Origin of the sequence: Vreelandella neptunia, from assembly GCF_034479615.1 — a bacterium.
Classification (GTDB): Bacteria; Pseudomonadota; Gammaproteobacteria; order Pseudomonadales; family Halomonadaceae; genus Vreelandella; species Vreelandella neptunia.
Genome location: NZ_CP140255.1, coordinates 237,293 through 260,308 on the forward strand (window position 1 = coordinate 237,293; position 23,016 = coordinate 260,308).

The 23,016-nt window shown below is 48.8% G+C and carries 23 protein-coding genes and 1 other annotated feature; of the genes, 13 read left to right on the forward strand and 10 right to left on the reverse strand.

The annotated features are described in order from the left end of the window. The first annotated feature begins 4 nt into the window (after positions 1–4). The 7 genes from SR894_RS01190 (at position 5) to SR894_RS01220 (ending at position 4,863) form a co-directional block, all read left to right on the forward strand. The gene (locus tag SR894_RS01190; RefSeq protein WP_133731613.1) at positions 5–1,381 is read left to right on the forward strand and encodes an APC family permease; all 1,377 of its coding nucleotides are present in this window, start codon (positions 5–7) and stop codon (positions 1,379–1,381) included. A 12-nt stretch (positions 1,382–1,393) separates the two neighbouring features. Further along, positions 1,394–2,281 carry a carbon-nitrogen hydrolase family protein gene (locus tag SR894_RS01195; protein ID WP_208862675.1) on the forward strand — a complete coding sequence of 296 codons (888 nt, stop codon included), beginning with the start codon at positions 1,394–1,396 and terminating at the stop codon, positions 2,279–2,281. Positions 2,282–2,366: 85 nt separating this feature from the next. After that, complete coding sequence (locus SR894_RS01200) at positions 2,367–2,642, forward strand: BrnT family toxin (RefSeq protein WP_133731612.1); 276 nt, start codon at positions 2,367–2,369, stop codon at positions 2,640–2,642. Then, positions 2,620–2,889, forward strand: a complete 270-nt coding sequence (locus tag SR894_RS01205; protein ID WP_133731611.1) for a BrnA antitoxin family protein — start codon at positions 2,620–2,622, stop codon at positions 2,887–2,889. The genes SR894_RS01200 and SR894_RS01205 overlap by 23 nt, the downstream gene beginning before the upstream one ends. 479 nt (positions 2,890–3,368) lie before the next feature. Further along, a complete protein-coding gene (locus SR894_RS01210; protein ID WP_246638202.1) occupies positions 3,369–3,575 on the forward strand; it encodes a helix-turn-helix transcriptional regulator in 207 nt (68 codons plus the stop codon). Positions 3,576–3,736: 161 nt separating this feature from the next. Further along, a complete protein-coding gene (locus tag SR894_RS01215) occupies positions 3,737–4,111 on the forward strand; it encodes a hypothetical protein (RefSeq protein ID WP_223288610.1) in 375 nt (124 codons plus the stop codon). A 368-nt stretch (positions 4,112–4,479) separates the two neighbouring features. Next, the gene (locus tag SR894_RS01220; protein ID WP_223288609.1) at positions 4,480–4,863 is read left to right on the forward strand and encodes a histone-like nucleoid-structuring protein, MvaT/MvaU family; all 384 of its coding nucleotides are present in this window, start codon (positions 4,480–4,482) and stop codon (positions 4,861–4,863) included. Positions 4,864–5,071: 208 nt separating this feature from the next. On the opposite strand, the gene SR894_RS22910 is transcribed toward SR894_RS01220, so the two are convergent. The 6 genes from SR894_RS22910 to SR894_RS01245 form a co-directional block, all read right to left on the reverse strand. Next, the gene (locus tag SR894_RS22910; protein ID WP_223288608.1) at positions 5,072–5,317 is read right to left on the reverse strand and encodes a DUF4113 domain-containing protein; all 246 of its coding nucleotides are present in this window, start codon (positions 5,315–5,317) and stop codon (positions 5,072–5,074) included. Between the two features lie 272 nt (positions 5,318–5,589). After that, on the reverse strand, positions 5,590–5,958 hold the full coding sequence (locus SR894_RS01225; RefSeq protein ID WP_223288607.1) for a hypothetical protein: 369 nt from the start codon (positions 5,956–5,958) through the stop codon (positions 5,590–5,592). Positions 5,959–6,033: 75 nt separating this feature from the next. Continuing rightward, positions 6,034–7,701 (reverse strand): phosphoethanolamine transferase, encoded by a 1,668-nt coding sequence (locus SR894_RS01230; RefSeq protein ID WP_223288606.1) that lies wholly within the window; start codon positions 7,699–7,701, stop codon positions 6,034–6,036. A gap of 24 nt (positions 7,702–7,725) precedes the next feature. Then, the gene (locus SR894_RS01235; protein WP_223288605.1) at positions 7,726–8,412 is read right to left on the reverse strand and encodes a phosphatase PAP2 family protein; all 687 of its coding nucleotides are present in this window, start codon (positions 8,410–8,412) and stop codon (positions 7,726–7,728) included. Further along, complete coding sequence (locus tag SR894_RS01240; RefSeq protein WP_246638201.1) at positions 8,394–8,771, reverse strand: diacylglycerol kinase; 378 nt, start codon at positions 8,769–8,771, stop codon at positions 8,394–8,396. Before SR894_RS01240 ends, SR894_RS01235 begins: the two co-directional genes overlap by 19 nt. A 74-nt stretch (positions 8,772–8,845) precedes the next feature. Next, complete coding sequence (locus SR894_RS01245) at positions 8,846–10,039, reverse strand: glycosyltransferase family 9 protein (protein ID WP_223288604.1); 1,194 nt, start codon at positions 10,037–10,039, stop codon at positions 8,846–8,848. Positions 10,040–10,318: 279 nt separating this feature from the next. Here SR894_RS01245 and SR894_RS01250 point away from each other — a divergent pair, with 279 nt between their 5' ends. Together SR894_RS01250 and SR894_RS01255 are read left to right on the forward strand one after the other, a co-directional pair. Then, positions 10,319–10,981 (forward strand): response regulator, encoded by a 663-nt coding sequence (locus SR894_RS01250; protein ID WP_223288603.1) that lies wholly within the window; start codon positions 10,319–10,321, stop codon positions 10,979–10,981. Further along, on the forward strand, positions 10,978–12,390 hold the full coding sequence (locus tag SR894_RS01255; RefSeq protein WP_223288602.1) for an ATP-binding protein: 1,413 nt from the start codon (positions 10,978–10,980) through the stop codon (positions 12,388–12,390). Before SR894_RS01250 ends, SR894_RS01255 begins: the two co-directional genes overlap by 4 nt. Here SR894_RS01255 and SR894_RS01260 read toward each other — a convergent pair whose 3' ends face one another. Beyond that, positions 12,391–12,735, reverse strand: coding sequence for a cation diffusion facilitator family transporter (locus SR894_RS01260; RefSeq protein ID WP_246638200.1), 345 nt, complete (start codon positions 12,733–12,735; stop codon positions 12,391–12,393). A gap of 681 nt (positions 12,736–13,416) precedes the next feature. On the opposite strand from SR894_RS01260, the gene SR894_RS22915 reads away from it, so the two are divergent. From SR894_RS22915 to SR894_RS01275, 4 genes are all read left to right on the forward strand, one after another. Beyond that, complete coding sequence (locus tag SR894_RS22915; RefSeq protein ID WP_479694318.1) at positions 13,417–13,587, forward strand: restriction endonuclease; 171 nt, start codon at positions 13,417–13,419, stop codon at positions 13,585–13,587. A 415-nt stretch (positions 13,588–14,002) separates the two neighbouring features. Further along, a protein-coding gene (locus SR894_RS01265) for an IS3 family transposase (protein ID WP_159342931.1) occupies positions 14,003–15,219 on the forward strand; the annotation gives its coding sequence in 2 pieces (ribosomal slippage) (positions 14,003–14,288 and positions 14,288–15,219; 1,218 coding nt in all). After that, positions 14,278–14,394 (forward strand) — a sequence feature (AL1L pseudoknot). Its footprint overlaps the gene before it by 117 nt. A 264-nt stretch (positions 15,220–15,483) precedes the next feature. Next, the gene (locus SR894_RS01270) at positions 15,484–16,113 is read left to right on the forward strand and encodes a recombinase family protein (RefSeq protein WP_246638271.1); all 630 of its coding nucleotides are present in this window, start codon (positions 15,484–15,486) and stop codon (positions 16,111–16,113) included. 300 nt (positions 16,114–16,413) lie between these two features. Further along, positions 16,414–18,105, forward strand: coding sequence for a methyl-accepting chemotaxis protein (locus SR894_RS01275; protein WP_223288896.1), 1,692 nt, complete (start codon positions 16,414–16,416; stop codon positions 18,103–18,105). 279 nt (positions 18,106–18,384) lie between these two features. Here SR894_RS01275 and SR894_RS01280 read toward each other — a convergent pair whose 3' ends face one another. The 3 genes from SR894_RS01280 to SR894_RS01290 all read right to left on the reverse strand — a co-directional run bounded on the left by SR894_RS01280 (position 18,385) and on the right by SR894_RS01290 (position 22,639). Continuing rightward, a complete protein-coding gene (locus SR894_RS01280) occupies positions 18,385–19,638 on the reverse strand; it encodes a vWA domain-containing protein (protein ID WP_223288897.1) in 1,254 nt (417 codons plus the stop codon). Continuing rightward, positions 19,635–20,825 carry an AAA family ATPase gene (locus SR894_RS01285; RefSeq protein ID WP_223288898.1) on the reverse strand — a complete coding sequence of 397 codons (1,191 nt, stop codon included), beginning with the start codon at positions 20,823–20,825 and terminating at the stop codon, positions 19,635–19,637. Before SR894_RS01285 ends, SR894_RS01280 begins: the two co-directional genes overlap by 4 nt. 77 nt (positions 20,826–20,902) lie before the next feature. Continuing rightward, positions 20,903–22,639: a hypothetical protein gene (locus SR894_RS01290; RefSeq protein WP_223288899.1), complete on the reverse strand. Its 1,737-nt coding sequence runs from the start codon at positions 22,637–22,639 to the stop codon at positions 20,903–20,905. Positions 22,640–23,016: the final 377 nt, after the last annotated feature.

Here is a 23,016-nt window from a genome sequence, read left to right on the forward strand (position 1 = left end):
GATCATGACGGATAACAATATCAAACTGGAAAGAACCCTATCCCTAAAAGCCGTGGTACTGTTTGGCCTAGCCTACATGACGCCATTGATCGTGCTGGGCACTTTCGGTGTGATTGCCAGCACTAGCAATGGCGCCGTACCCACAGCTTACCTCATCACTACCGTTGCCATGCTATTCACGGCATACAGCTACGGCATTATGGCGCGTACTTATCCCGTAGCAGGGTCTGCCTATACTTATGCGCGCAGAGCCATCGACTCGCGGGTTGGCTTCATGGTGGGATGGAGCGTACTGCTGGATTATTTCTTCCTGCCGATGGTGATTTGGTTGATCGGCGCCGCTTATCTGAACGCGCGTTTTCCTGAAGTGCCGAGCTGGATATTCCTGCTGGGCTTCATCGGTATCACCACCTTCTTGAATATCTACGGCATCAAACTTGCTTCCAAAGTGAACTCGTTGCTGATGGTCTTCCAAATACTGGTGATCGCGTTCTTCGTACTGCTTTCAATTCGTCACGTGTTTGCAACCGGTGGCACCGACGCACTTTTTAGCCTGGGGCCGTTCTTGGGTGAAGAGGCGGGCTTTACCGCGATAGCTGCGGGCGCAGCGGTGGCCGCTTACTCGTTTCTTGGCTTCGACGCCGTGACCACACTGACCGAGGAGACCATCGAGCCAAAGCGTAATATTCCCAAAGCCATCATGCTCACCGCTCTGATTGGCGGCGGTATCTACGTGCTTGTGGGCTACACCACCCAGCTGGTTCACCCGGGTGGAAGTTTCGTAAACGCCGACTCCGCCGCCTTTGAAATTGCCACCACCATCGGTGCGGATCTCTTCGGGGCTATCTTTCTGGCCGGCATGGTACTCGCCCAGTTCACGTCTGGCCTGGCCGCCCAAGCGAGTGCCTCTCGACTGCTGTTTGCCATGGGGCGGGACACGGTACTGCCGCCGAAGCTGTTCGGTGCGCTGCACTCGCGCTTCCATACGCCGGTGTTCAATATCGTGTTGACGGGCGCTATCGGCATCATCGCTTTGTTTCTCGATGTATTATCGGCCGCCTCGTTTATCAATTTCGGTGCCTTCATCGCCTTCACGATGGTTAACCTGTCAGTGATCTTTCTGGTGAGTAAAGACGCCGATGCAAAGCGCCAGTATGGTGTGATTAGAGGAATGTTAGTGCCGCTCATCGGTGCCCTGGTCAACCTTTGGCTGATGAGTAAGCTGGATATCAATGCCTTTATTCTTGGTCTGATCTGGCTTTCCATCGGTCTCGCACAACTGGCTTACCTGACCCGATTCTTCCGTCGCGAACCGCCGGAAGTGGCCTTTGATGACTCAGAGCCCGAGTCAGCAACCGCCTCAGTAAAAGCGACCCATTAACGGAGATCTACCATGTCCAGAAATTTGCCTGTCCTTGTGGTGCAGGAAGCCTCGCGGCCGCACGGCATTGACTTCGAGCTGCTGGACTTCGAGGCCGAGATGGCGGTACACCTGAGTGACTTCGGTGCTGATTTTGAACAGCCCAGGATGGTGGTTTATCCGGAGCTTCATCTGTGCGGTGCCACGGGTACGCCTCAGCAGCGCAAGGAGCAACTGGAAGCCGCTGCTGAGCCAATCGATGGCCCTCGCCATCAGCATTTGTCACGTATCGCCCGCAACCTGGGGGTATGGTTGCTACCCGGCACAGTATGCGAACGGGGTGAGGACGGGCATCTGTACAACACCGCGCCGGTGTATTCGCCCGAAGGTGAGCGAGTGGCTGCCTACCGTAAGTGTTTCCCGTGGCGGCCTTACGAACCTTATCAGCCGGGAGATCGCTTTGAAGTGTTCGATGTGCCGGGCATAGGTCGGGTCGGCCTTGCCATCTGCTACGACATCTGGTTTCCCGAGATGGTGCGCCAGCTAGCGTGGCTGGGGGCAGAGGTGATCATCAACCAAGTGGCCACCACCACCTGCGACCGCGCCCAGGAGCAAATCCTTGTCCAGGCAAATGCTATTTTCAACCAAGTGTATATGGTGAGCGCCAATTCGGCCGCGCCTTCGGGGGAGGGGCAGAGTTTGATCGTCGACCCCGAAGGCCGTATCCGCGCGAGGATGTCCGGCGCGACCCCAGGCATTCTTACCGATGTACTTAACCTGGATGAGGTCGAGCGTGTGCGTACTTTCGGCACTGCGGGTTTGAACCGCATGTGGTCTCAGTTCCGAGACGATGACCCGGTGCTGGAATTACCCATGTACGAAGGGCGAATTGATCCACGTAAGTGGAAGGAAAAGCGTTAACAGATCCTTGTAGGCTAGGGCCGCTCGATTGGTTATTCACTAGGGGAACTGGTGTTTATCTCTTTCTGTCCATACAATTAAAAGCATGATAATCGACTTTGACTCAAACAAAAGCGCTCAGAACGAAGAGGAGCGCAGTCTACCGTTTACAGCGGTAGAGCGTTTTGACTGGGAAGGAGCGCTATTCCATGAGGATAAGCGCGTTGACTATCCAGAGCAGCGCTTTATAGGTTTGGGAAAAATTGGGGAGAGGGTGCCTGTGGTGTGCTTTACACCCATTGAAGGAGGCATCCGGGTTATCAGTCTTAGAAAGGCCAACGCACGAGAGGTAAGGCGCTATGAAAACGCGGCTCACGAATAAGGACGGTGAAGTAAGAGAGCTCACAGACCGAGACGTTGAGCAAATGAAGCCTATGTCTGGAGTATTGCCTGCTAATCTGCAGCGAACCATTGGGCAGCGCGGACGCCAGCAGACGCCCACTAAAGTTAAGACCTCCATTCGTCTGTCACCGGAAGTGATCGAGCATTTTAAGGCTCAAGGTGATGGTTGGCAGCGTCGCATCGACCAAGCACTAAAAGCATATATCCAAGAGCATGGTCGGTCTTAAGGCGCGTAGAAACTGCTAAATTAAATGTTGACATAGCTATGCCTAAAACAGCCTTTTACAGCCCACAGGCACAAAAAAAGCACCCGTAGGTGCTTGATTTGTATAGTAAGGTGGTGGAGGCGGCGTCCAACTAAAAGTGATGCTTAACTTTTGATAATTCAGTGTTTTTGTAAGAGGGAAATGTCGTATGCCCCCATTTATGCCCCTTCTTGATGAAGTAATAAAAGTATTGGCTTAACAGGACAGAAATGGCTGTATACCATCATCGTCTTAAGCACATGCATAAAATAGCACAATTACTGGTTTATTGGGAAAATCAGCGACATGTTAATTATAGTCACTCATGGGTAAAAAATTGAGAGCATAAGCCTACTACCTTGGCAGGCGTACCGCACTGCGAAAAACGCTACCGCAGTTGCGGTGCTAATTATCTGATTTTGAAGCATTATACATCTCATTATTTTTTAGGAGTTGTTGTAATGCGTCAAATGAAAAATGACTATCCTACTCTGATTCGCCGCCCTGAAGTATTGAAGCGCTGCGCTTTTAGTAGCACAACCTTGCATCGACTTATCCATGCAAATGATTTCCCTTCGCCCGTTCAGCTTTCTGAACGTTCTGTTGCATGGGTAGAGAACGAAGTAGACGAATGGATTGTAGAGAGAATTAAGAGAAGAAAGGGCTGATACTACGTAATTGAGCTTGTCATCAAGGCAATTACCCCCTTAACCCGTTAGTGTGTTTCTGCGTTATCTTTGCTCCTTGCTTAAGTATTTTAACGCATATTGCAAAGGTTATTTATTGTTTATACCAATTGTATAGGTTTGCTATGCTTTTCTGTGATGATATGTTTAATGATAATTCCTTAGTCTCTGAGTTGTACATTAATGGCGTTCCTAAAGTTGTATGGAGAACGAAAAGGGAAATATTAAAGGAGGACTGTTTCGATTTACCTAAGATTTTTGGAATTATATCAGAGGATTTGAATGCTAGGCTAGGGCGCGATGGTATTAATACAGATAATATTGATATAGTTTTTCAATATCAAAATGAAGATTTTGATGGGTTTGTTAACTTTGAAATAATTGTGTTAGAGGATGTACTAACCCTATCCAAAGAAGTCGGTGTGAGTCAAGATGCGGTTTTGGAAATTTTTAGGAATGTATTTAAATTTTATACGAAGCCCATAGATATTGATTCGTTTTATATTTCAATGAATTGATATTTCAATTATATTATAAATAGTTGAAAATATGTATTGCTTTAAATGCTTAAGCGCTTACATGATGATATGTAAATTTAACACTACAGGTGGCTTTTGCAAAGATCGTCTGATGCATTCATCTATTGATGTATTTGTAATAGCACCATCAGCATTTAAAAAGGGGCTACAGGCAGCTGTAGGGCCGATGAGATAATGCTGCTCGATAACATATGTGAAGATGACAGAATTGAATTTGAAAAATTGGATAATCGAGTGGGTGAGATGCTCTAACTTATGCATATCATCTTGCTACATTACATTTCTAATATTAGTATTCACGTTGTAAAAAATGATTGTAAAGAAATCCATTAATTCAAGGTGAACCAATGTCATCAGTATTGAGTGACTACATCAAGAAAGAACAGCTTCTAAAGCAACTGCAAGAAGAACTGAACGCATTACAAGATAACAAGGAGCTACAGCAAGAATTAGAATTTAAAGACGCACTCACTAAGCTGATGACCGAATATGGCAAAGTATCGCGTGAAGTGTGTGAAATGCTTGATCCCAACTATGAAGCGCCAGGGGCGGGCAAGAAAGCTGCTAGTAACACAGACGGACGTAAGAAACGTACACTTAAGGTCTACAAGAACCCTCACACGGGTGAGGTGGTAGAAACGCGTGGTGGTAACCAGAAACAGATACAAGAATGGAAAGCAGAATTCGGAAATGAAGAAGTTGTAGGCTGGGTTGTTGAAGAGCGAGAATAATTAGCAAATGAAAATTCTTCTATTGGGGTGTATTTGTAGGAGATTACTTACAAATACTGAAGTCAATCACTTACATTCACACAGTTTTAAACAAGGTAGGGTGTAAGTGTGATGCCGAGTATCGCCGCTTAAAGCATGTCGAATGCATCACACCAAGGATGTAATTTTAGAAGGGAAAGGATTCAGTCTTGCCAGGGACGGCATCCTTCTAAGACTTTGCTACCGCTAATTCGTCCCACCTTGATGTATATCGCGGCGTACGATGCTCACAACGGAGCTCCCAGGCGTTTTGCTTTCTTGGCATTCCAAGCCTTACAGTGTTTTTGTCGTGCTCTCGGTTTAACTTATCCAATGTGGCCATGAGTTTTTCATTTCGTGCGCGCTTTGCATCACTCTGTGGCTCGGCTAGCAAACCCAGTTGTTCGTGATCGTGATCGCACAAATCAATTAACATCACGCCGCACTTTTGGTACCAGATACTCTCTTTGAAGATGCGCTCAAGTCCTGCCCTGGCTGCCCTGGCTAGTTCACGACGTCATCAGTGGTGTGCGGGAGGGGGATTAAGAGACCCCGAACACTATCATTTCCCGCTAGATAAACAAGTCAAAACGTTAAAAATATAGTTCGTCTTGTATAAAATATATAGCATAGGCTAACTATGTTTCCCCGCCCTTTACTTTTTCCCTAGCTGCATAAATAATTGAACAATAGTGCATATTAAGTGTGCTAACCCAATAAATATAAAATTACTAATGTTCCAACTCCTGCTGCTCCCAATGCGTCGAGCGTATCTATTAAATCATTTTCAACCATTTTCAGTGCACTGATAGAAAAATAGCGTCCAAGTAACTGTGATATGCCATTTGAAATTATACTTAATATGCCGATGATGATCTCGATTTTTTCTATTCCCGTTAACCACAGCAGAATCGCTAGTAAGGTAATTAAAACAACACTGGCTCTAAAGGAAAGCCATTTAGTAGACTGAATAGATGTATTGGCATCGCCTACTAAGCCTTCCAAGGTTGCCTTTTTTTGGGGTAGAAGCCCTCTCCAAAAACATTGGCTGGAGTCCAATAAATACGATAAAACCATGTGCATGCACCAGAATAATTGAGCAGAGTGGAAACCAGCTTGCCATGGAATACTTAACGATAACTTAAGCATTCATTAATTGGCGATGCTCCGGCACTTTTGGTTAATATCTTCTGCCTGCTGGTAAACGTCCGTTGCTACGCCAAGCAAACCCAGTACGCTGTGAAATAAGTTATCGTGCGAGGCGGCTTGATTAGAGACTTGGCGTAAGCAATCCATATCAAGCCCTTGCTGCTGTGAAAATGAGTTGGAAAGCCACCAGACCATAGGCACATGGGTCTGTTCATCGGGAGCAATGGCATAGGGAATGCCGTGCAAATATAGGCCTTTTTCACCCAGTGATTCACCATGATCAGAGAGGTAGATCATCGCAGTTGCGTAGTCATCCTGACGATTTAACGTCTCAATCACCTGATCCAACACGGTGTCGGTATAGAGAATGGCATTGTCGTAGCTGTTTGTGATGGCGTCTCTTGAACACTTGGCTAAATCAGCGGTGGTGCAGGTAGGCACAAACCGTTCGTAGGCAGCAGGGTAACGTTGGTAATAGCTGGGACCATGGTTGCCTAGCTGATGTAGCACAACCACCTGATCAGCTGAGGTACCGCTAATTTGCGTGGTTAAGGCTTGAACCAGTGCCTCATCCAGGCATCGCCCATCTTGGCATAAAGACGCATAGTCCTCTGATGAGAGCGCTTTTGTTGCTACTCCCTCACAGACACCTTTACAGCCTGACTGGTTATCAAGCCATGTGACCTCAAACCCGGCGTGGGCTAATACGTCCAGCAAGGATTCATGTTGCTGAGCATAAGATTTAGCGTAATCGGCACGCCCTGGTAATGAAAACATGCAGGGTAATGAGACTGCTGTGCTTGTACCGCATGAGGAAACTTCTGAAAAATTGATAACGTCAGGCTGCTGGGCAAGTTTAGGTGTGGTTTGGCGTTCATAACCATTTAACCCCCAATTCGCCGCCCGTACCGTTTCACCCACGACGATGACGAGTAGTGTGGGTTTGTCACCCACGTGCGAACTGATACGGGCGTCCTCTCCCACTGGGGATCGCACCGTGTTCGCGGTAGCGTGTTGGCTGGAAATCGCCTGCGTCATCGATACAATATAATTACCTGGAGTCACCAAGTAGCGAAGCTCTTTATTGTTGCGCATGAGTGACGACACTTCTTGATAAGATAAAAAGATCGCTAACAGCAATATCGCTGTACTGGCGAAGCAATAAGCTAAACGGCGCAGAACAGCCTTCTTCCAGGTTGAAGGCATGATGTTAACTCGCCAAATCATGACGGTAGGCAAGCCAAAAAAGAAGGCCAAATGAATCAATAAACCAACGGTGAGAAGTTCCTGTGCTTCGTTAGTATCTGTTTGAAGCACATTATCTAACATGGAAGTATCAAAATAGGTGCCGTAGTAACTGGTAAAGTAACTGACGAAGGCGGCAATCAGAAACAGTAAGGTTAAGAGGGGTTTTACCAGTGTTCGCGAAGCTAGGCTAACGAAGACCAAAAAGTTAAGACAGGTCATTACTAAAAACATATTGGCAAAGGTCAGCCACGTCTGGACGGCAAAAAGGTCATAGCCAGCAAAGACTTGTTGCCAAAAAGGTACATTGTAAAAAACACTGAATATGACAACACCCCATAAGACAAGCTGCTCCGTACTTAATGTAGGGCGATAAGACCAAGCGGAGTCGACAATTGTTGAAGGCAATGACAGCAAAGGGGACATCGAAAGGTTCTCTGTATGAAAAGATTAATGAACGCTGAGGTGTAATATGACTCTTGAAAGAACAAAGCTTACGGTCCAGCAAATCATGGCCGTCCAGAGGTCATGGGACAGAAAGTGCGCCCCGCGTAACTGTTGTGTGATCCCAAACGTAAGGCCAAGCCCTAAACCCAGCGCAAGCCCTGCCCATCGCCAATGGGGCCGTATGGCGGCAAAAAAGAAGTAGAAGGCTATCCACGTATAGCCTGCGCTGGCATGCCCGGCGGGAAAGCAGGCGGACGCTGGCATTGAGGAAGGCCGTATGTGGAGCAAGCCAATAAATTCTCGTGCCCCACCATAGCGAACTAAGTCCCAAGGGCATTCCATGCTCACCAAGTGTTTAATAGTTGCTACCAATAGCGCTGAAAGAAGCGTTGCGGAAAAAAGATATAAAAGCGGTGTGCGATACGCTTTGAGACGAGTAACTATGGTGCTTAGTATTAATAGGAAAAGTGTGGCTAAACCCATCACCAAGCTTAGCCATTTACCGCCTTTGTGAAGAACATCTTGGGTAATAAAGGTATCTTTCCATTCCCAAGCATTACCCTGAAGGCGATATATAAAATCGGCTAGCGTAAAATCTATGCTTAAACTACTGAAAATCGACATGGCAATAAGAAATAAAAGCCAAGTGGATGCCAAGGGTTGGAGAACATTTAGTTGAGCAGCACGCATAGCCACACACCCATCATCATAAAAATGGTCATCATGACGGCGGCAGCCCCCATGTCTTTAGCACGCCCGCTAAGTTCGTTATGTTCTAGTCCGATACGGTCAATGGTGCTTTCGATAGCGGAGTTAATGAGTTCCACTATCACTACAAGGGTGAGTGAAGAAAACAGCAACGCTTTTTCCACGGAAGTGGCATTAACAAAAAATACAAAAGGGTAAAGGGCGAGACAGAGCATCACCTCTTGCCTAAAGGCAGATTCATTTATCCAGCAAGCCTTTAAACCCGATACTGCATTGATAGAAGCGCGGAAGATGCGTTTAACACCCGTGCCGTTAGGTTTTGATGTAGTTAAAATAGGCAAGACAGTACACTCGATAACGTAATAGTAGAGGCACTATAAAGTGCAAGGCTTAACGAACAGTTATGTGCTTTAATTCAGTAGCTAGAATACAACTGGTCAGCACTAGGTGGTGGTGTTACCCACTGTGTGGGTTGGTTTGTTAACGAGGCCGATTGAACGGGAGCCGTTGCGTTTTGTCCTCCAAGAGTAGCGCGTATGGCGTCTATTACCGTGCTGATCTCTGGGCGCCACAGAACGGTGTCATAGGGTTCTCGTGGTACGAAGGCGAGTGATTTTTTCTGGCGCACCAGGGAAATGGTGGCTACATCAAGAGCAGCCGCTAAGTGCATCGGCCCTGAGTCTGGCGTCACGAGTAGTCGAGCACGCTCTAAAACGGCGGCAAAGTGACGAATAGCAAGCGGAGGACATAAGCTGCCATACAGCGATGACATCAAACGCTGTTCAATGGGTGCTAAAAGCCTAAACTCTTCAGGCCCAAGGAAAACGACATAGCGTATTTTATGGGCTTCCATGGCATCGATGAGCATAAGCCAGAATGCCAACGGCCACCGTTTGTTTTGATGCCCGCCTACGAATATCGCAATAAAGTCAGTCTCTGACGGGTGATCACTATGAAGACTGACGAGCTGTTCTAACTTTGCCATTGCTTGATAGCGTTCCTGCTCCGTTAGCTGGAGCAATGGCCGATTACGGCATGCAACGCCGAGCGGACGTGTCAAATTAACGATGGCATCGTAGGCATGTGATGACTTGCCATCCGCCTCAATGCTATACCAGCGCTGGGGACCTTTACGTGACCCCATGCTGTACCGTGCCCCTATTAACCGGGTCACGATAAAGCCGCTCGTTGATCCTCCGCTCACTTGTACTGCTAGGTCATAGCGTTGTGCTCGTAAGCGTCGTAATAGTGTCACACACTGCCAAGGACGAAGGATCGCGGTTCTCGACAGTAAATAAAAATGGTCAACAGGTCGGTGCTGCAACAGTGGCAACGTTTTATCCGTCGCTAAATAGTCTATGCGCGCGGAAGGAAAACATTCACGCAAAGCATCGATGACAGGGGTACTGATAAGTGCGTTGCCCAGACGAAAATTAGGGCGAATAATTAAAATTTTCTCTATGCCCACAAGGCTGTCGATGCTTTCTGGCGCAGGCGCTTTGAGGATGTATCGTATGCCTCCCAGTAAATATCGTTTCATTCTTTTTTCTAAAAAACGGGCCATTATTTTTAAATAATAGTTTGTTCTAATAAGGGTCAGTAAGTGCATACTCTGGCGCTCTGTTCAGTTAATCGGAAATGATCCACCAATTGCAGCGATTAGGGCGATTCAAAATAAACGCAGGTGATAGCGCTGCGTTGGCTTTGCCCATGGCGGTAGGGACAGCTTGAGCCTCATAACTTAAAGAAGAGTTAAACTGCGCAAGAGGTTTGCAAAATAGGGTGGTTGGATTCAGATGCGTATGCCTTGTGTGGTATACGTTGTCGTATTTAAGAAAAGGTTAAGTTTTGGTAGCCAAGATAGCGGTTTGTCGATTGAGGAAGCAGCATGCGTGCACTGCTGATAGAAGATGACCCCTTGCTGGGGGATGGAATTAAAACGGCGCTGGAACGCGAGGGGTACACGGTCGATTGGTTTATGCTTGGCCGCGAGGCAATCAGCGCTATCAGCAGCGAGACCTTTAGTGTGATCATTTTGGACCTTGGACTGCCCGATATAGACGGTATGCAAGTGCTGCATTTACTCCGTAAGCAATCCACTCTGCCTATTCTGATTTTGACGGCCCGCGATGCGATGGAAGACCGTATTGGCGGCTTAGATGCGGGGGCGGATGACTATGTGCTCAAGCCTTTCAATTTGCAGGAGTTACTTGCCCGTTTGCGGGTTGTCATGCGCCGTGCTGAGGGGCGTGCTTCGCAAATATTGACGCTGGGGGCGCTGAGTATTGATGAAGCTCGTCATGCGGTGAGTTGGCGGGGTAAAGACGTAAAGTTGGGCCGACGCGAGTATGCCTTATTGTTAGAGTTAGCCAGGCACCCGGACAGGGTTCTCTCTCGTCCTCGTTTAGAAAATTTGCTTTACGGTTGGGGCGACGAGGTAGAGTCCAATGCGGTGGAAGTGCATATCCATCATCTGCGTAAAAAGCTTGAAAAGCATCTGATTATTAACGTACGCGGGATTGGCTATCGACTGGATAGCCAAGCACAATGATATCGATAAGGCGTTATCTACTCCGCACCCTAGCCATTACCATGGTGGTCGCCGGGGGCGTTGCGGTTACTGCTGCCTACTTGATTACGGATCATGAGCTAGAAGAAATTCTCGATACACAGCTCAGCCTGCATAGCCGGATTGTGGCTGGCCAGCTCGATCCAAACGCGACCATTGACGACTATGCTCGCATGGCTTCGCGCATGGGGCTTCCAGAATATCCGGCGCAGCTATATCGTGATGGTAAAGCAGTGCCAGTGATCAGCGCTGAATCAGGTTCCCAGCTTTATCACGAAGAAGAGCTTAAATTAGTACTGGGTTTTTGGAATGCAGATGGCTCACCCAGACTGTTAGGGGGCAAATGGAGCGATGCAGGCCCTTTCCCCGCGCCTCTAGAAGAGGGCTTTCGCTGGGAAAGCTACGATGGTCATCGTTGGCGGGTGTTCAGCATGTTCGACTTTGCCAGCGATACCTGGATCAGCATGGGGGTGCGAGGTTCGTTTCACGATGAAGTGGTGGAGCGCATCACCTGGAACAATTTATTGCCGATGCTCTTTTTGCTGCCACTCCTCCTGTGGCTAATGAGCCGTATTATCCTGCGCGGTATTACGCCCATCCAAGCGCTTTCCAGCCAAGTACAAGGCCGCTCCGCCCACGACTTACGTAAAATCGATAACCCTGTTCCTCAAGAGCTGAATGAATTACGCCAATCGCTAAACGACTTTATAACTAGGTTAAAAGAAACCTTAGAGCGCGAGAGACGCTTTACAGCAGATGCGGCCCATGAATTACGTACTCCCTTAGCCGCACTTAGGATACATCTGGATAACGCGCAGGCGGGGGGGGAGCATTCACTGCAAAAGGCTTATGTTGGCGTAGAAAGGCTTCAGCGGGTGGTAGAACAATTGCTTATTTTGGCGCGTTTGGATCAAGTCGCTACAACCTCGCCTGCGACTATCGATCTTTATCCGATTATTGCTGAATTGGTAGCTGAGATGTGGCCACTCGCTGAAGAGCGAAACCAGCACTTAAGACTAACAGGCTTAACCCAGCTGGAGGTTCGCGCCGACGAAGTCGAGGTGGGTATTCTCTTTCGTAACCTACTGGATAACGCCTTGCGCTATACGCCGGAAGGCGGTGAAGTGGAAGTAGAGTTGGCGCTTTGGGAGGGGTCGCCTCAACTGATTGTACGAGACACTGGCCCAGGGCTGCCTGAGGCACTTTTGGATAAAGTCACTGAGCGCTTTAGGCGCGCTGCTGGCCAGGGCACCACCGGCAGCGGATTGGGTTTATCGATTGTCTCGGAGTTGGCTCAGCGCCAAAACGCACGCCTTACGCTTAGTAATCGCACGCCCCATGGGCTAGCGGTCATTGTGACGTGGGAGCAAAACCAACAACAAAATCATTGATTAGCTTGCTGAGTTTGTCTTCGAATCTAACTGCGTTTCCACCGTTATATGCACCAGAGAATCGCACTGTTTCTGAATGCGCTGCCGGTAAATGTCAGGTGATTCTGGGGTGCCTGAGACCAGCGCGACAATCGCTGCATGGATATTGGGACCAATCGACCAAATGTGTAAGTCGGTGATGTGCTTTTGCTCGTCTTCGATAGCCTTTTTAACCTGTGCTTCTAGTTCACGGCGCTGCTGATCAAGTAATACGCGGGCGGTATCCTTAAGCAAAAGCCACGACCATCGAGTGATCAGCACGGTGCCAACAATGCCCATGGCTGGAGCCATCCAGTTCCAGCCCATGTATTTACCTGATAGTAGGGCGGCAATCGCCAGCACTGACGTTAAGGCATCGGCGAGTACGTGAAAGTAAGCCGCGTGCTCGGTTTAGCCGCTTGATGATCTTTGGATGTGTTTGATGTTTATGCGATGTCATGATGTGTCCCCTCTTATATTCCTATCCCCCCGGAGGGGATGTTAAATTATTCAGAATTTTTTACTATAACCTGTGAATGACGAACACCGCTGGTGGTGCATTGCAATGGATTATGCGCCCGATGTTGTTGCTATAAGAGTCGCTGCGAACGCTTGTCTATCTAAATTTAAGTCAACACCTGGTTACTTAGTGTCACTGCTAATAGTGACGTAGAGGATGGAGCTGTTGCGACATTCACTTACTTGGGCGTCCGAGGGTGGGTCACTGAATTTCGACACCCGCGGTAAAGGAAATGGCAACTTGATCAGCTACGAGAAAAGGTCGCGGCGTGCCCGAAAATAAAGGCGGATTATAAACAGCGTTCACTGGCAACCACGGTTGGTTCTTCCGTAACCGCAATGATAACGACGTGACCGTCGTTTTGCGTGTTGGGGGACTACGGGGAGCTTAAGTGTATGCTTTGATGTCCTCACCCGAACCGCTCCGGCCAAGTTGTTTAATGAGCTATTCTATGATTCTCCTTTGGAGAAAAAAATATACAGCAAGAAATTGACCGATTAACGGTGTTTACCAAAATTCCCAAAAGTTCGATTCGAATTCCGGTATCTGGTGGGGGAACCTATTCACCTCACTTCGTTTACATTGTCGAAGGAAGGGTTGGTAAAAAGCCACTGAACTTTATCGTTGAGACCAAAGACAAGGATGAGGGAGACTTTTAAAAGGATGAGAAACAGCGAATAAAACATGCGGAAGAACTACTTAACCGACTCAACCTTGGCATCGAAATTGCTTTCAAAACTCAGTTTAAATCACAGCATATGGTCAACTTGATAAAGGCACAGTTTATAGAAGAAGGTGATTAGTGAGCATCTGTGTCAGCCACGACCCTTACTATTGCTGTTAGTCTGGATGGTGGTTGCTTGAAGGCGTTGTATAGGGGCTCGGCTGTGGGTGCTGGAGTTGAACTAAGCGGCCTACGCACCCTCTGGCGATGCATGTTAATAAAAAAAACCGCCAAGAAGGTAGATTATTAATGCACAGTTTCAGAATAGCTATCTCGTTAGCAATTATTCAACAATCTCTTTGAACCGCCCCGGCTTTACCGGAGACTCCATATCTTGAGAGGATGGAGTTATGAACTCACCAAAACGATATTCCCCAGAAGTCCGGGAGCGAGCTGTTCGATTAGTCCTTGAACAGCAAGGCGAATACCCGTCCAAGTGGGCGGCGATCTGCTCCATTGCCAGCAAGTTCGGCTGTACACCAGAGACTTTGAGAGCCTGGTGCAAACGCACAGAACTCACGCAGGAAAACAGCTCGGTTAACCTGTCTGAACATGAACGGCTCAAGCAGCTAGAGCGTGAAAACACCGAATTGAAGCGTGCCAATGAAATTCTCCGTAAGGCGGCTGCTTTTTTCGCCCAGGCGGAGCTCGACCGCAAACCCAATTGATGGTGTCATTTATCGACGAGCATCGTGCTCAGTTCGGGGTCGAGTCGATTTGTAGTCAACTGCCAATCGCCCCATCGACGTATTACCACCACAAGGCACTTGAAGCTGATCCTGAACGGCGGGCAGACCGGTATCGGCAGGATGCGTTTCTTACCGCTGAGATTCAGCGCGTGTGGGAAGAAAACTTCTGCGTCTACGGTGCCCGTAAGGTCTGGCGGCAACTCCGCCGTGAAGGCGTTAATGTTGCTCGTTGCACTGTAGAACGGCTCATGCGCCGCCTAGGAATTCGCGGCGTGGTGCGAGGCCAACGCCCCTTCACGACCCTCAGTGATCCCGGCCAGAAACGGGCACCTGATTTAGTGAAACGTGACTTTACGGCTATGCGTCCTAATCAGCTTTGGGTGGCCGATTTTACCTATGTCGCTACCTGGTCTGGCTTCGTTTACGTTGCGTTCGTTATCGATGTTTATGCACGCTGTATCGTGGGTTGGCGTGTAGCGACGTCGATGAGAACGGCACTGGTGCTGGACGCTCTGGAGCAAGCTCTGTGGGCACGAAAACACAGACAAGGGTTGATCCATCATAGTGATAGGGGAAGCCAATATCTCTCGATCCGCTACACCGAGCGTATGGCTGACGAGGGTATCAATGCCTCAGTCGGCACCACCGGCGACTCCTACGACAATGCGCTGGCTGAAACCATCATCGGCTTGTTCAAAACGGAGGTGATCCATCATCGTGGCCCATGGAGGGGACTGGATGCCGTTGAGTATGCCACGCTGGAGTGGGTTGACTGGTTCAACAACCGCCGACTGCTGGAACCCATCGGAAACGTTCCACCAGCAGAACGAGAAAGGACGTATTATCGTCAACTGGAAGAGTCGGGTGAAGCTGCCTGACTCAAACAAACCGGTCTCCGGAATAACCGGGGCGGTTCACTTCTTGACGAATGCGCATCACTGAGAAGCTCAAGGTAATGGGTTCTGGACGATAGTTAATAAACACAAGTAAATGGGAATTTTCAGTAATCTTTAGGTTATACCTGAAAGAACACACCCCTTGAGTAGGTATAGCTGTGTTCATATATGTGCATTTACAACCCATAAGACCACATGTATTATGAATACACTCAAATGACTACATTGACGCTTGGAGATGATCATATGGCAGAGTCGATATTCATCCGTGCTTATCTCCGAGCATCAACTGGCGATCAGAATGCGAGCCGTGCTCGTGAAACGCTCAATGCCTTTATCGAAGAAAAAGGATTTAAGGTGGCGGCGTGGTACACCGAGAATGCGAGTGGTACCAAGGTTGACCGTACTGAGCTCTCCCGCTTGATTGATGATGCACAGTATGGCGATGTTTTGCTTGTAGAGCAGGTCGACCGCCTTACCCGCTTATCTAAGCCTGATTGGAACCGGCTCAAAGGTGCGATTCAGAGCGCTGGGTTGCGTGTTGTCTCACTGGACTTGCCAACAAGCCATGCAGCACTGCGAATGTCCAACAGTGACGACTTCACTGGTCGAATGCTGGATGCTGTCAATTCGATGCTTATGGATATGCTTGCTGCAGTAGCTCATAAAGATTGGGAGGATCGTCGCCGTCGCCAACGAGAGGGTATAGAGCAAGCAAAGCGAGAAGGGCGTTACAAAGGTCGCCCCGTAAATGTTGCCCTCCATGCACGCATCACTGAGCTGCGTCGTCATGGGCTGAGTATCCGCAAGACAGCAGACATAGTTGGTTGCGGGGTAAGTACCGTACAGCGTGTTGAGAAACGTGCTTGCACCTAACGGAGCTAATCATGGATTTCTGTTGTAATCGGGGTTCTAAATTATAATTCTCTTCACTTTCCGCCTTCTTTAAATATAATTTTATATTAAGTAATTGTTTTATAAAGGAAAACTATTTTTAAGCTGATGCAAGTCAAAGAAAACTAAATTAACATCTTAGTTGCTAATGTTCTGATTGCTCCTGCCGATACTTATGTTACAAACATAAGACAAGCATGTTAATTGTTTGTTATAGCGTTGCACCTTCCCCGTGGCTGGATACATTCGTTACCGATTGATCCCTCTATATAAGTGTCGAAAATGAATAACTTATTGAAAAACCTCTCCGTTAAGTCAGGCTTAACGGCTGTTCTGGGCTTGTTTACTGCATTGATCATCCTAGTCGCAGCGTTGGGTTACCAATCTAGCACGCTGGGTGCCAGTTCGATTGATGAACTTAACCGTATCAATATTGAGCAGTTGAACGCTCTCAACCGTGCGCAAGTAAATATCGCTGATACCCAGCTGTTTTTACTGAATCATCTCGACGCATTGAACGAAGGAGAGCGGGCTCTTGCTGAATCGAATCTCGAAAAAGCTAATCAAATGCTGCAGAGAGCCCAAGAGCGTTTTGAAGCCTTCGCAGCAGTACCGAAGTCAGAGCAAGGAAAGCCCTTTGCAGAAGCGCTAATAGCTGCTTTTAATCAACTAGTGACTAGTGGTTTAAAACCGCAACACCAGGCCTTAGAGCGAAATAATGAAAGCGCCTTTCGTGCGGCTAAACGTGAAGGTGACCAGCTCAACCTAGCCTATATGCAAGCAAATGAAGCTTTCATCGATTATGCAAGGGCACGCGGTCAGAATCTTATGGCCGATTACCAGTCGACCATGGCCAGCTCTAGTTATATTGGGCTGGCTGCATTGCTACTGGTTGTCTTTTGTGTCGTCTTGGTTCGGGTGGGCATGATGCGAGTTGTCATTCGTCCCCTTCATGAAGCCGTGCAGCATTTTGAACAGATTGCTAAGGGAGACCTTTCGCACAAGATTGCCGATCGAGGACGAAACGAAATTGGCCAACTCTTCGCAGCCATGCAGCATATGCAGACAGGGCTTTATCAAACCGTTTCAACGGTGCGTGACAGTAGTGAGTCCATCCACATCGGCGCGCGTGAAATTTCCGGTGGCAATGCCGACCTATCATCGCGTACTGAGCAGCAAGCAGCTTCACTAGAAGAGACAGCTGCCAGCATGGAACAGCTAACCGCCACAGTGAAACAAAACTCAGATAACGCTCGACAGGGCAGTACGTTAGCTAGTGAGGCTTCTGCTACAGCAGCACGTGGTGGAGATGCCGTTGATCAAGTGGTCGTGACAATGCACGGCATAGCGGAAAGCTCTAAAAAGGTAAGAGATATCATTGGCGTGATCGACTCGATTGCCTTTCAGACTAATATTCTGGCGCTCAATGCCTCTGTTGAGGCAGCCCGTGCGGGGGAGCAAGGGCGAGGTTTCGCGGTCGTAGCGACTGAAGTGCGCAATCTCGCTAGCCGTAGTGCTGATGCAGCTAAAGAAATTAGGACATTAATCGAAACATCGGTTGGTCAAGTTGACCAGGGCTCAACCCTAGTGGAAGGAGCAGGCCAAACGATGGAAGATATTATGGCTGCTGTGAAGCGTGTTGCCGATATTATGGATGAAATTTCTGCTGCTTCAATGGAGCAAAGCGACGGGATTGAGCAGGTAAATCAAGCTGTGTCACAGATGGACGAGGTCACTCAGCAGAACGCAGCTCTGGTTCAGGAATCTGCTACAGCGGCAGCGTCTCTTGAAGAGCAAGCCGCGCAGCTTGAATCAGCAGTCTCAACCTTTAAGCTGTCGGAGGGAGAAGTTCGAGGGCACCTTCCTGTCGGCAAACCCGTATCAAGGGCAACCTCACCTGCTATAAAGGCTCGTGCTCCAAGTGGAAGACTGGCTAGCTCTAAAGCGAAGGAGCTAGAGTGGGAAGAGTTTTAAGTAAGAGCTTAATTCAAATGCAGGTTATCGATAGATAGCATTGAAACCCAGCCCCGTGGCTGGGTTTCATTTTTCCCAAAATAGTAACGCTAAAGAGCCTAGGTCAATGGCTTTTTCTTATGTACAGATATTGCGCAAGTCGGATATTGCACCCTGAAATGAATAGCGCATTGATGAGGGTTAATAGTTATCGGAGTGGTGTAGGCCGTGCGATCTGACCTTTTTCAAAGCTACAAGCGTTGAGGCATTGATGCACGGCTTCCTTGTCGCGCTATTAGCTTAGTTATAGGTCATTTCAAGATGAATGACTTGCCCCCATGAAGCCGGTGCCTTGCCGTTTTCAGTAATCACCCATAGCACCGGAAAATTCGGCGTTGTCTCGGGTGTACGTCCATAGCCATCAGTAAAGCAAAGCAGGCACTCGGGCATCACATCTTTGGCCCGTTCGAATACAGGGCGAAAGTCTGTTCCTCCTCCTCCCCGCAATGTAAGACCATGACCTTCAACGCTACCAATATCTTGCAAATCTTGAACGTGATTAACGACACGCTCACGTTGGATGTCTGCATCACACTCAATCAGGTGTATTTCGACGTGTTCAGCACAAGTCAGCAGGGCTTGCAGCTCAGCGATAAACACTGGCAACTGACGTCGTGTGCTGCCACTGGTGTCGATAGCCAACATGATGGATAAAGATTTGCCTTGTCGTCCTGGCAGACAGAGCCCCTGGGCAAAAAATCGACGGTTAACTCGACTCCAGGTTAATTGGTTTCCGCTGCGGTGTAGAAAAAAGTCTTGAAGGGCCGTTCGCCAATCTACCTGTGGCTTAGCGATATTACTCACTACCAGATTCATCCCGGCGGGTATCGATCCCGGTGACATCTGCTGCGCCTCTTGCATCACTATTTCCTGCCAGTGCTCGGTAATCTGACGTGCCGTATCTGTGTCGACCGGAAGGGGTGCAAAATCTGGATCAACCACTAAGACGTTGTTACCGCCATCCATGGAAGCGGGAGCAAATAGTTCATCTCCATGAAGATCGAAGGGCACATCCATCTCGGGTCGTGGATGTTTTAGCAACCATTGATAGATGGTCTCAGCATTACGACCTGCCTGTGCAGGGTAGAACACGGCATCCGATGGCATCGATAGACCATCAAGCATCAAGCGGTAATTGGCTTCCGCATCAACAGCTAAATTCCAGCACAGTCGATCACGCCCGTACTGACGCATGAAATGCCCAAGCAGCACATGATAGAGCTCATGGCCCATTACGAATCGACGCAGTGCTGATGAGCATTGATCCGCAAAGTGAGCATTGACGAAGACATTGACCCCATCGGTGCAGGCCGTAGGCACACGGGTATCCACGACCATCACCAATTTTAGCCGCATCACCAGTTTGGCAGTGAAGGGATAGGCGAGCAGCCAGTCACGAATTTCCTGTCGCCATACGGTATGTTGCTGGGCTTTGGTTGCTTGTTCTTCAACTGTAGGATTACGAACGGGGAGGGAGTGTGGTTGTTTCATCATGGTTGCTGTTTCCCTGATCCGTTGGCTGCTTTCAGGGAGGCACGGCGAGCACTGGCGGTAGCGAAGCGACCCTCAGGTAAGGCAATGCTGGGGTCTGAAGTGATATGTTCCATGGGTACCCCATGGTGTTGCAGCCATCCTTCAAAACCAGGGTGTGCAAACACACACTCAGCCCGTGTATCCGCGTCGGTGTCATCACTCACCCGTAGCACATCCATGAGCATCAGCGTTGCGAGGTCACTGGAAAGTTGTGAACTGATCTCGAAGAAAACCGAAAGGCGTTGTTCCTGCTGACGGTTATCGCCTTGCCACAGGTAATTCGCCACTGAGGCACAGAAGGTTAGCTGCTGATCGATACGCTCAGGAATCGCGACGGCGATTTCACCCCGCAACATCGCTGGAATATCGAAACGTTGATGAGTCATCTGACGAAAAGCCATGAGCTCCGTACAGGCTGATTCACCGACAAGACCTGAGATCATTAGTCGTTGGGTAACGTCATCAAGCTCAATATTCGTCTTGAGCAAAGAAGCCGCCCGTTCCCACGAGCGCGGTGAAGGCCATCCACGCTGACAGTTGGCGTCGTTGACTAGCAGGTACTCGGGCTTGAAGCGTAAGAATGCCACCACATCCGCATGCAGCCCTTTAGAGACGGCGTAAGCGCCCCACGCCTCGATATCGGCTTTGATCTCTAAATGCATCAATCGATTGGCAAGCGCCGATGACATGGGGACGGAAACAGCACGATCTTCTGCGCGGTTACCTGCGCCCATCATTAGCCAGCCATCGGGTAGTGTGTAGATATCGCCTAGACGACGATCCAGCAGTAACTCGTAGGCTGCCACCTGCAATGAGCGATCTGCCGCTGGGAGTTCGTCGAACAGCACAATGCCCCGGCTATCGGGATCACTTGGCCATGAGCTCGCTACTAACCATTTCACACTGTCACCGTCAGGAACCGGGATGCCGCGCATATCCACTGGTTCCATTTGTGAAAGACGCACATCAATGAAATGAATGCCTAACTGTTGGCAGAGCTCACGCACTACCTGACTTTTGCCAATGCCAGGTGGCCCCCACAGCATAATCGGGGCAATTTCCTGGGGAGAGCCTGGAGACGACCACAACAGCTGTAGCTGGGTCTCAATGATACGACGGGCTTGAAAAAGACTGGTGGCAAGCGACATAGCGTCTCCTTAATGGTGTGACCCCTGTAGAGTAAAGGGCTCACACGACGCCACTTGTCGCTTTCGCTATTTTTAATTCAGACTGCCCGTGAAATCGCCAGTGCTATCGCTTTAGCACGATAGTGATCCGCTTCACGTGCGTCATCGCAACGCTCTTCCCGCCAGTACCAAGGGCGTTGTGCGATGTTTAATAGGCATGCACGAATTTCGGGGTGATGACATCCGATTCTCACCAGGACATCCACTAGGTCTTTAAGATGCAGGAGTTGTTCGCAGGCAGCTAAATAAGCACGATCCAGTCGTTGATACCTTCCATAGCGCGCACTTAACATTCGCGCCTGTGATGCCCAGTTAACAGCTCTCAACGGCTCTTTCGCTGACATGACGTCCATGACCTCACACCACAAATCGAGCTCATCGTTATGAGTTAAGTCGGAATGCCGCGCCATGGCATAAACTACTGCCTGCATGGCCAATCCATCAGGTTTGTTAGCACAGGCTCTCACCATGGCATGGCGGTAGTAAAATGCTTCGGGAACTACCGGTGCACAGTTCGCCCATAGCTGGTAGTCCGACTGCCAGCCCTCACGACATAAATCATCGGGCAACTGCCACTTCCAATGACTTAAAGCGACAGCCGTCTTAGATGTTGAATCACGTCGGCGTTTTGTACGAAACGCGAGATGCATTGCTGATAGATCAAGGCGAATTTTCCAAAGCTGTTCCAGTGGTGCACCCAGTTCGCTCAATTGCTGAAGGAGCTGTAACGCCTTTACACAAGGAGCTGAGGGTGACATCGAAGGGATCAATTTCGCCAGTTTTACCATGATGACGTCTGGGTACTGTGGATAAGCACTGACCAGCGATTTGACCATCGATTCATCCACAACGACGGTAGCAACACCGAGCAATGATTCTGGCACCGCGCCTTCGCACTGTACGGTTGTCATTGGCGCTAATGTCACCTTTTTTAATGACGGACAGTGCAGCACTGATAGCTCAGTGGGTTCATTGATGTCGAGCGCTTCAACTTTAGAATGGCATAACATCAATCGTTCGCTGGTCATCGCTATTCGTAAAGTATCAGCCCGTTGCGCGACATGAGACAGATGTAGATCAGTCACGCTCCCTGAAAGCAGCGTAAGGGAATGACAGTCACGCAGATAAAGGCTTGTGGTGGGTGAATGGATATCCACTGAACGTAGCTCTGGCAATGCCTGTGCTTCGATCTGAGGCAGTTGGCTACTAAGGGATACTATGGACAAGGTCTCAAGCTGATTCCCACCTGAGAGGTAACAAAAACGTACCTGGGGGGCGTCAATCACAAGGTGCGGTGTGGCGGGGGATAATATGATCCAGCACTCAGCCTTACGTGATAAAAAGGCTTGGGAAATGTCCTTAAGGTGATGACTGACCCATACCCCTTGCCAAGGAGCCCCGGCGCTATTAGCTGAGAATTGTCCCGAAGACCAGCAAGCATCGAAGAGCTCAACCCAACCTTCTACCTGCAAAGAAGGCATGTGATGTCCGCTATCAAAATGAATAACGGCACCACTACCATGATGAGGAACATGTATGCGTTGCAGAGAAGGGCAATTTTGAAGTGTGATGTGACAGTCTGATTGGCACAGAGATAAATCAAGACAGACCAATGAAGTACAGTCCACCACGTCAAGATACTGAAGTTGTGGAGATACAATGGAGATGGACATACCACCATGCCCGATTAACTCACCACCGCCATTGCTATCTACGTCTACCTCAACCAACGAAACGTGCTTGTCATGACATGTCGGGATATCGGCTTCCTGCATCTCACGCGCTCTCTTCTTTGCAAAGCGACAGAATAGCCGGTGAGAGCGACAAAGAATGGCCTAAAAATAGTCTTTAGGCAGCTACTTTGGATGAGAAATGGGAATTGCTGAAATCAGATGACCAGTCACTGGGCACAGGCAAGTCGATTTGATACTGATGATCCAACGACCACCGATAGGGTCGTGTGGATTCATCACATAGAATAGGAAAGTGAAGGCTTAAGCGTTCTGACAAGTCACGCTGAATAGATCGTTGTGTTAGATAAATCCCACGTTGCTCAAGAAGCTGTAGTAGCTCAGGCGTTGTGATGTAACGTGGGTAGGAGGGAATTGATTGGAGAATGGTTATATATCGATAGAAGACACCTGCGAAATCG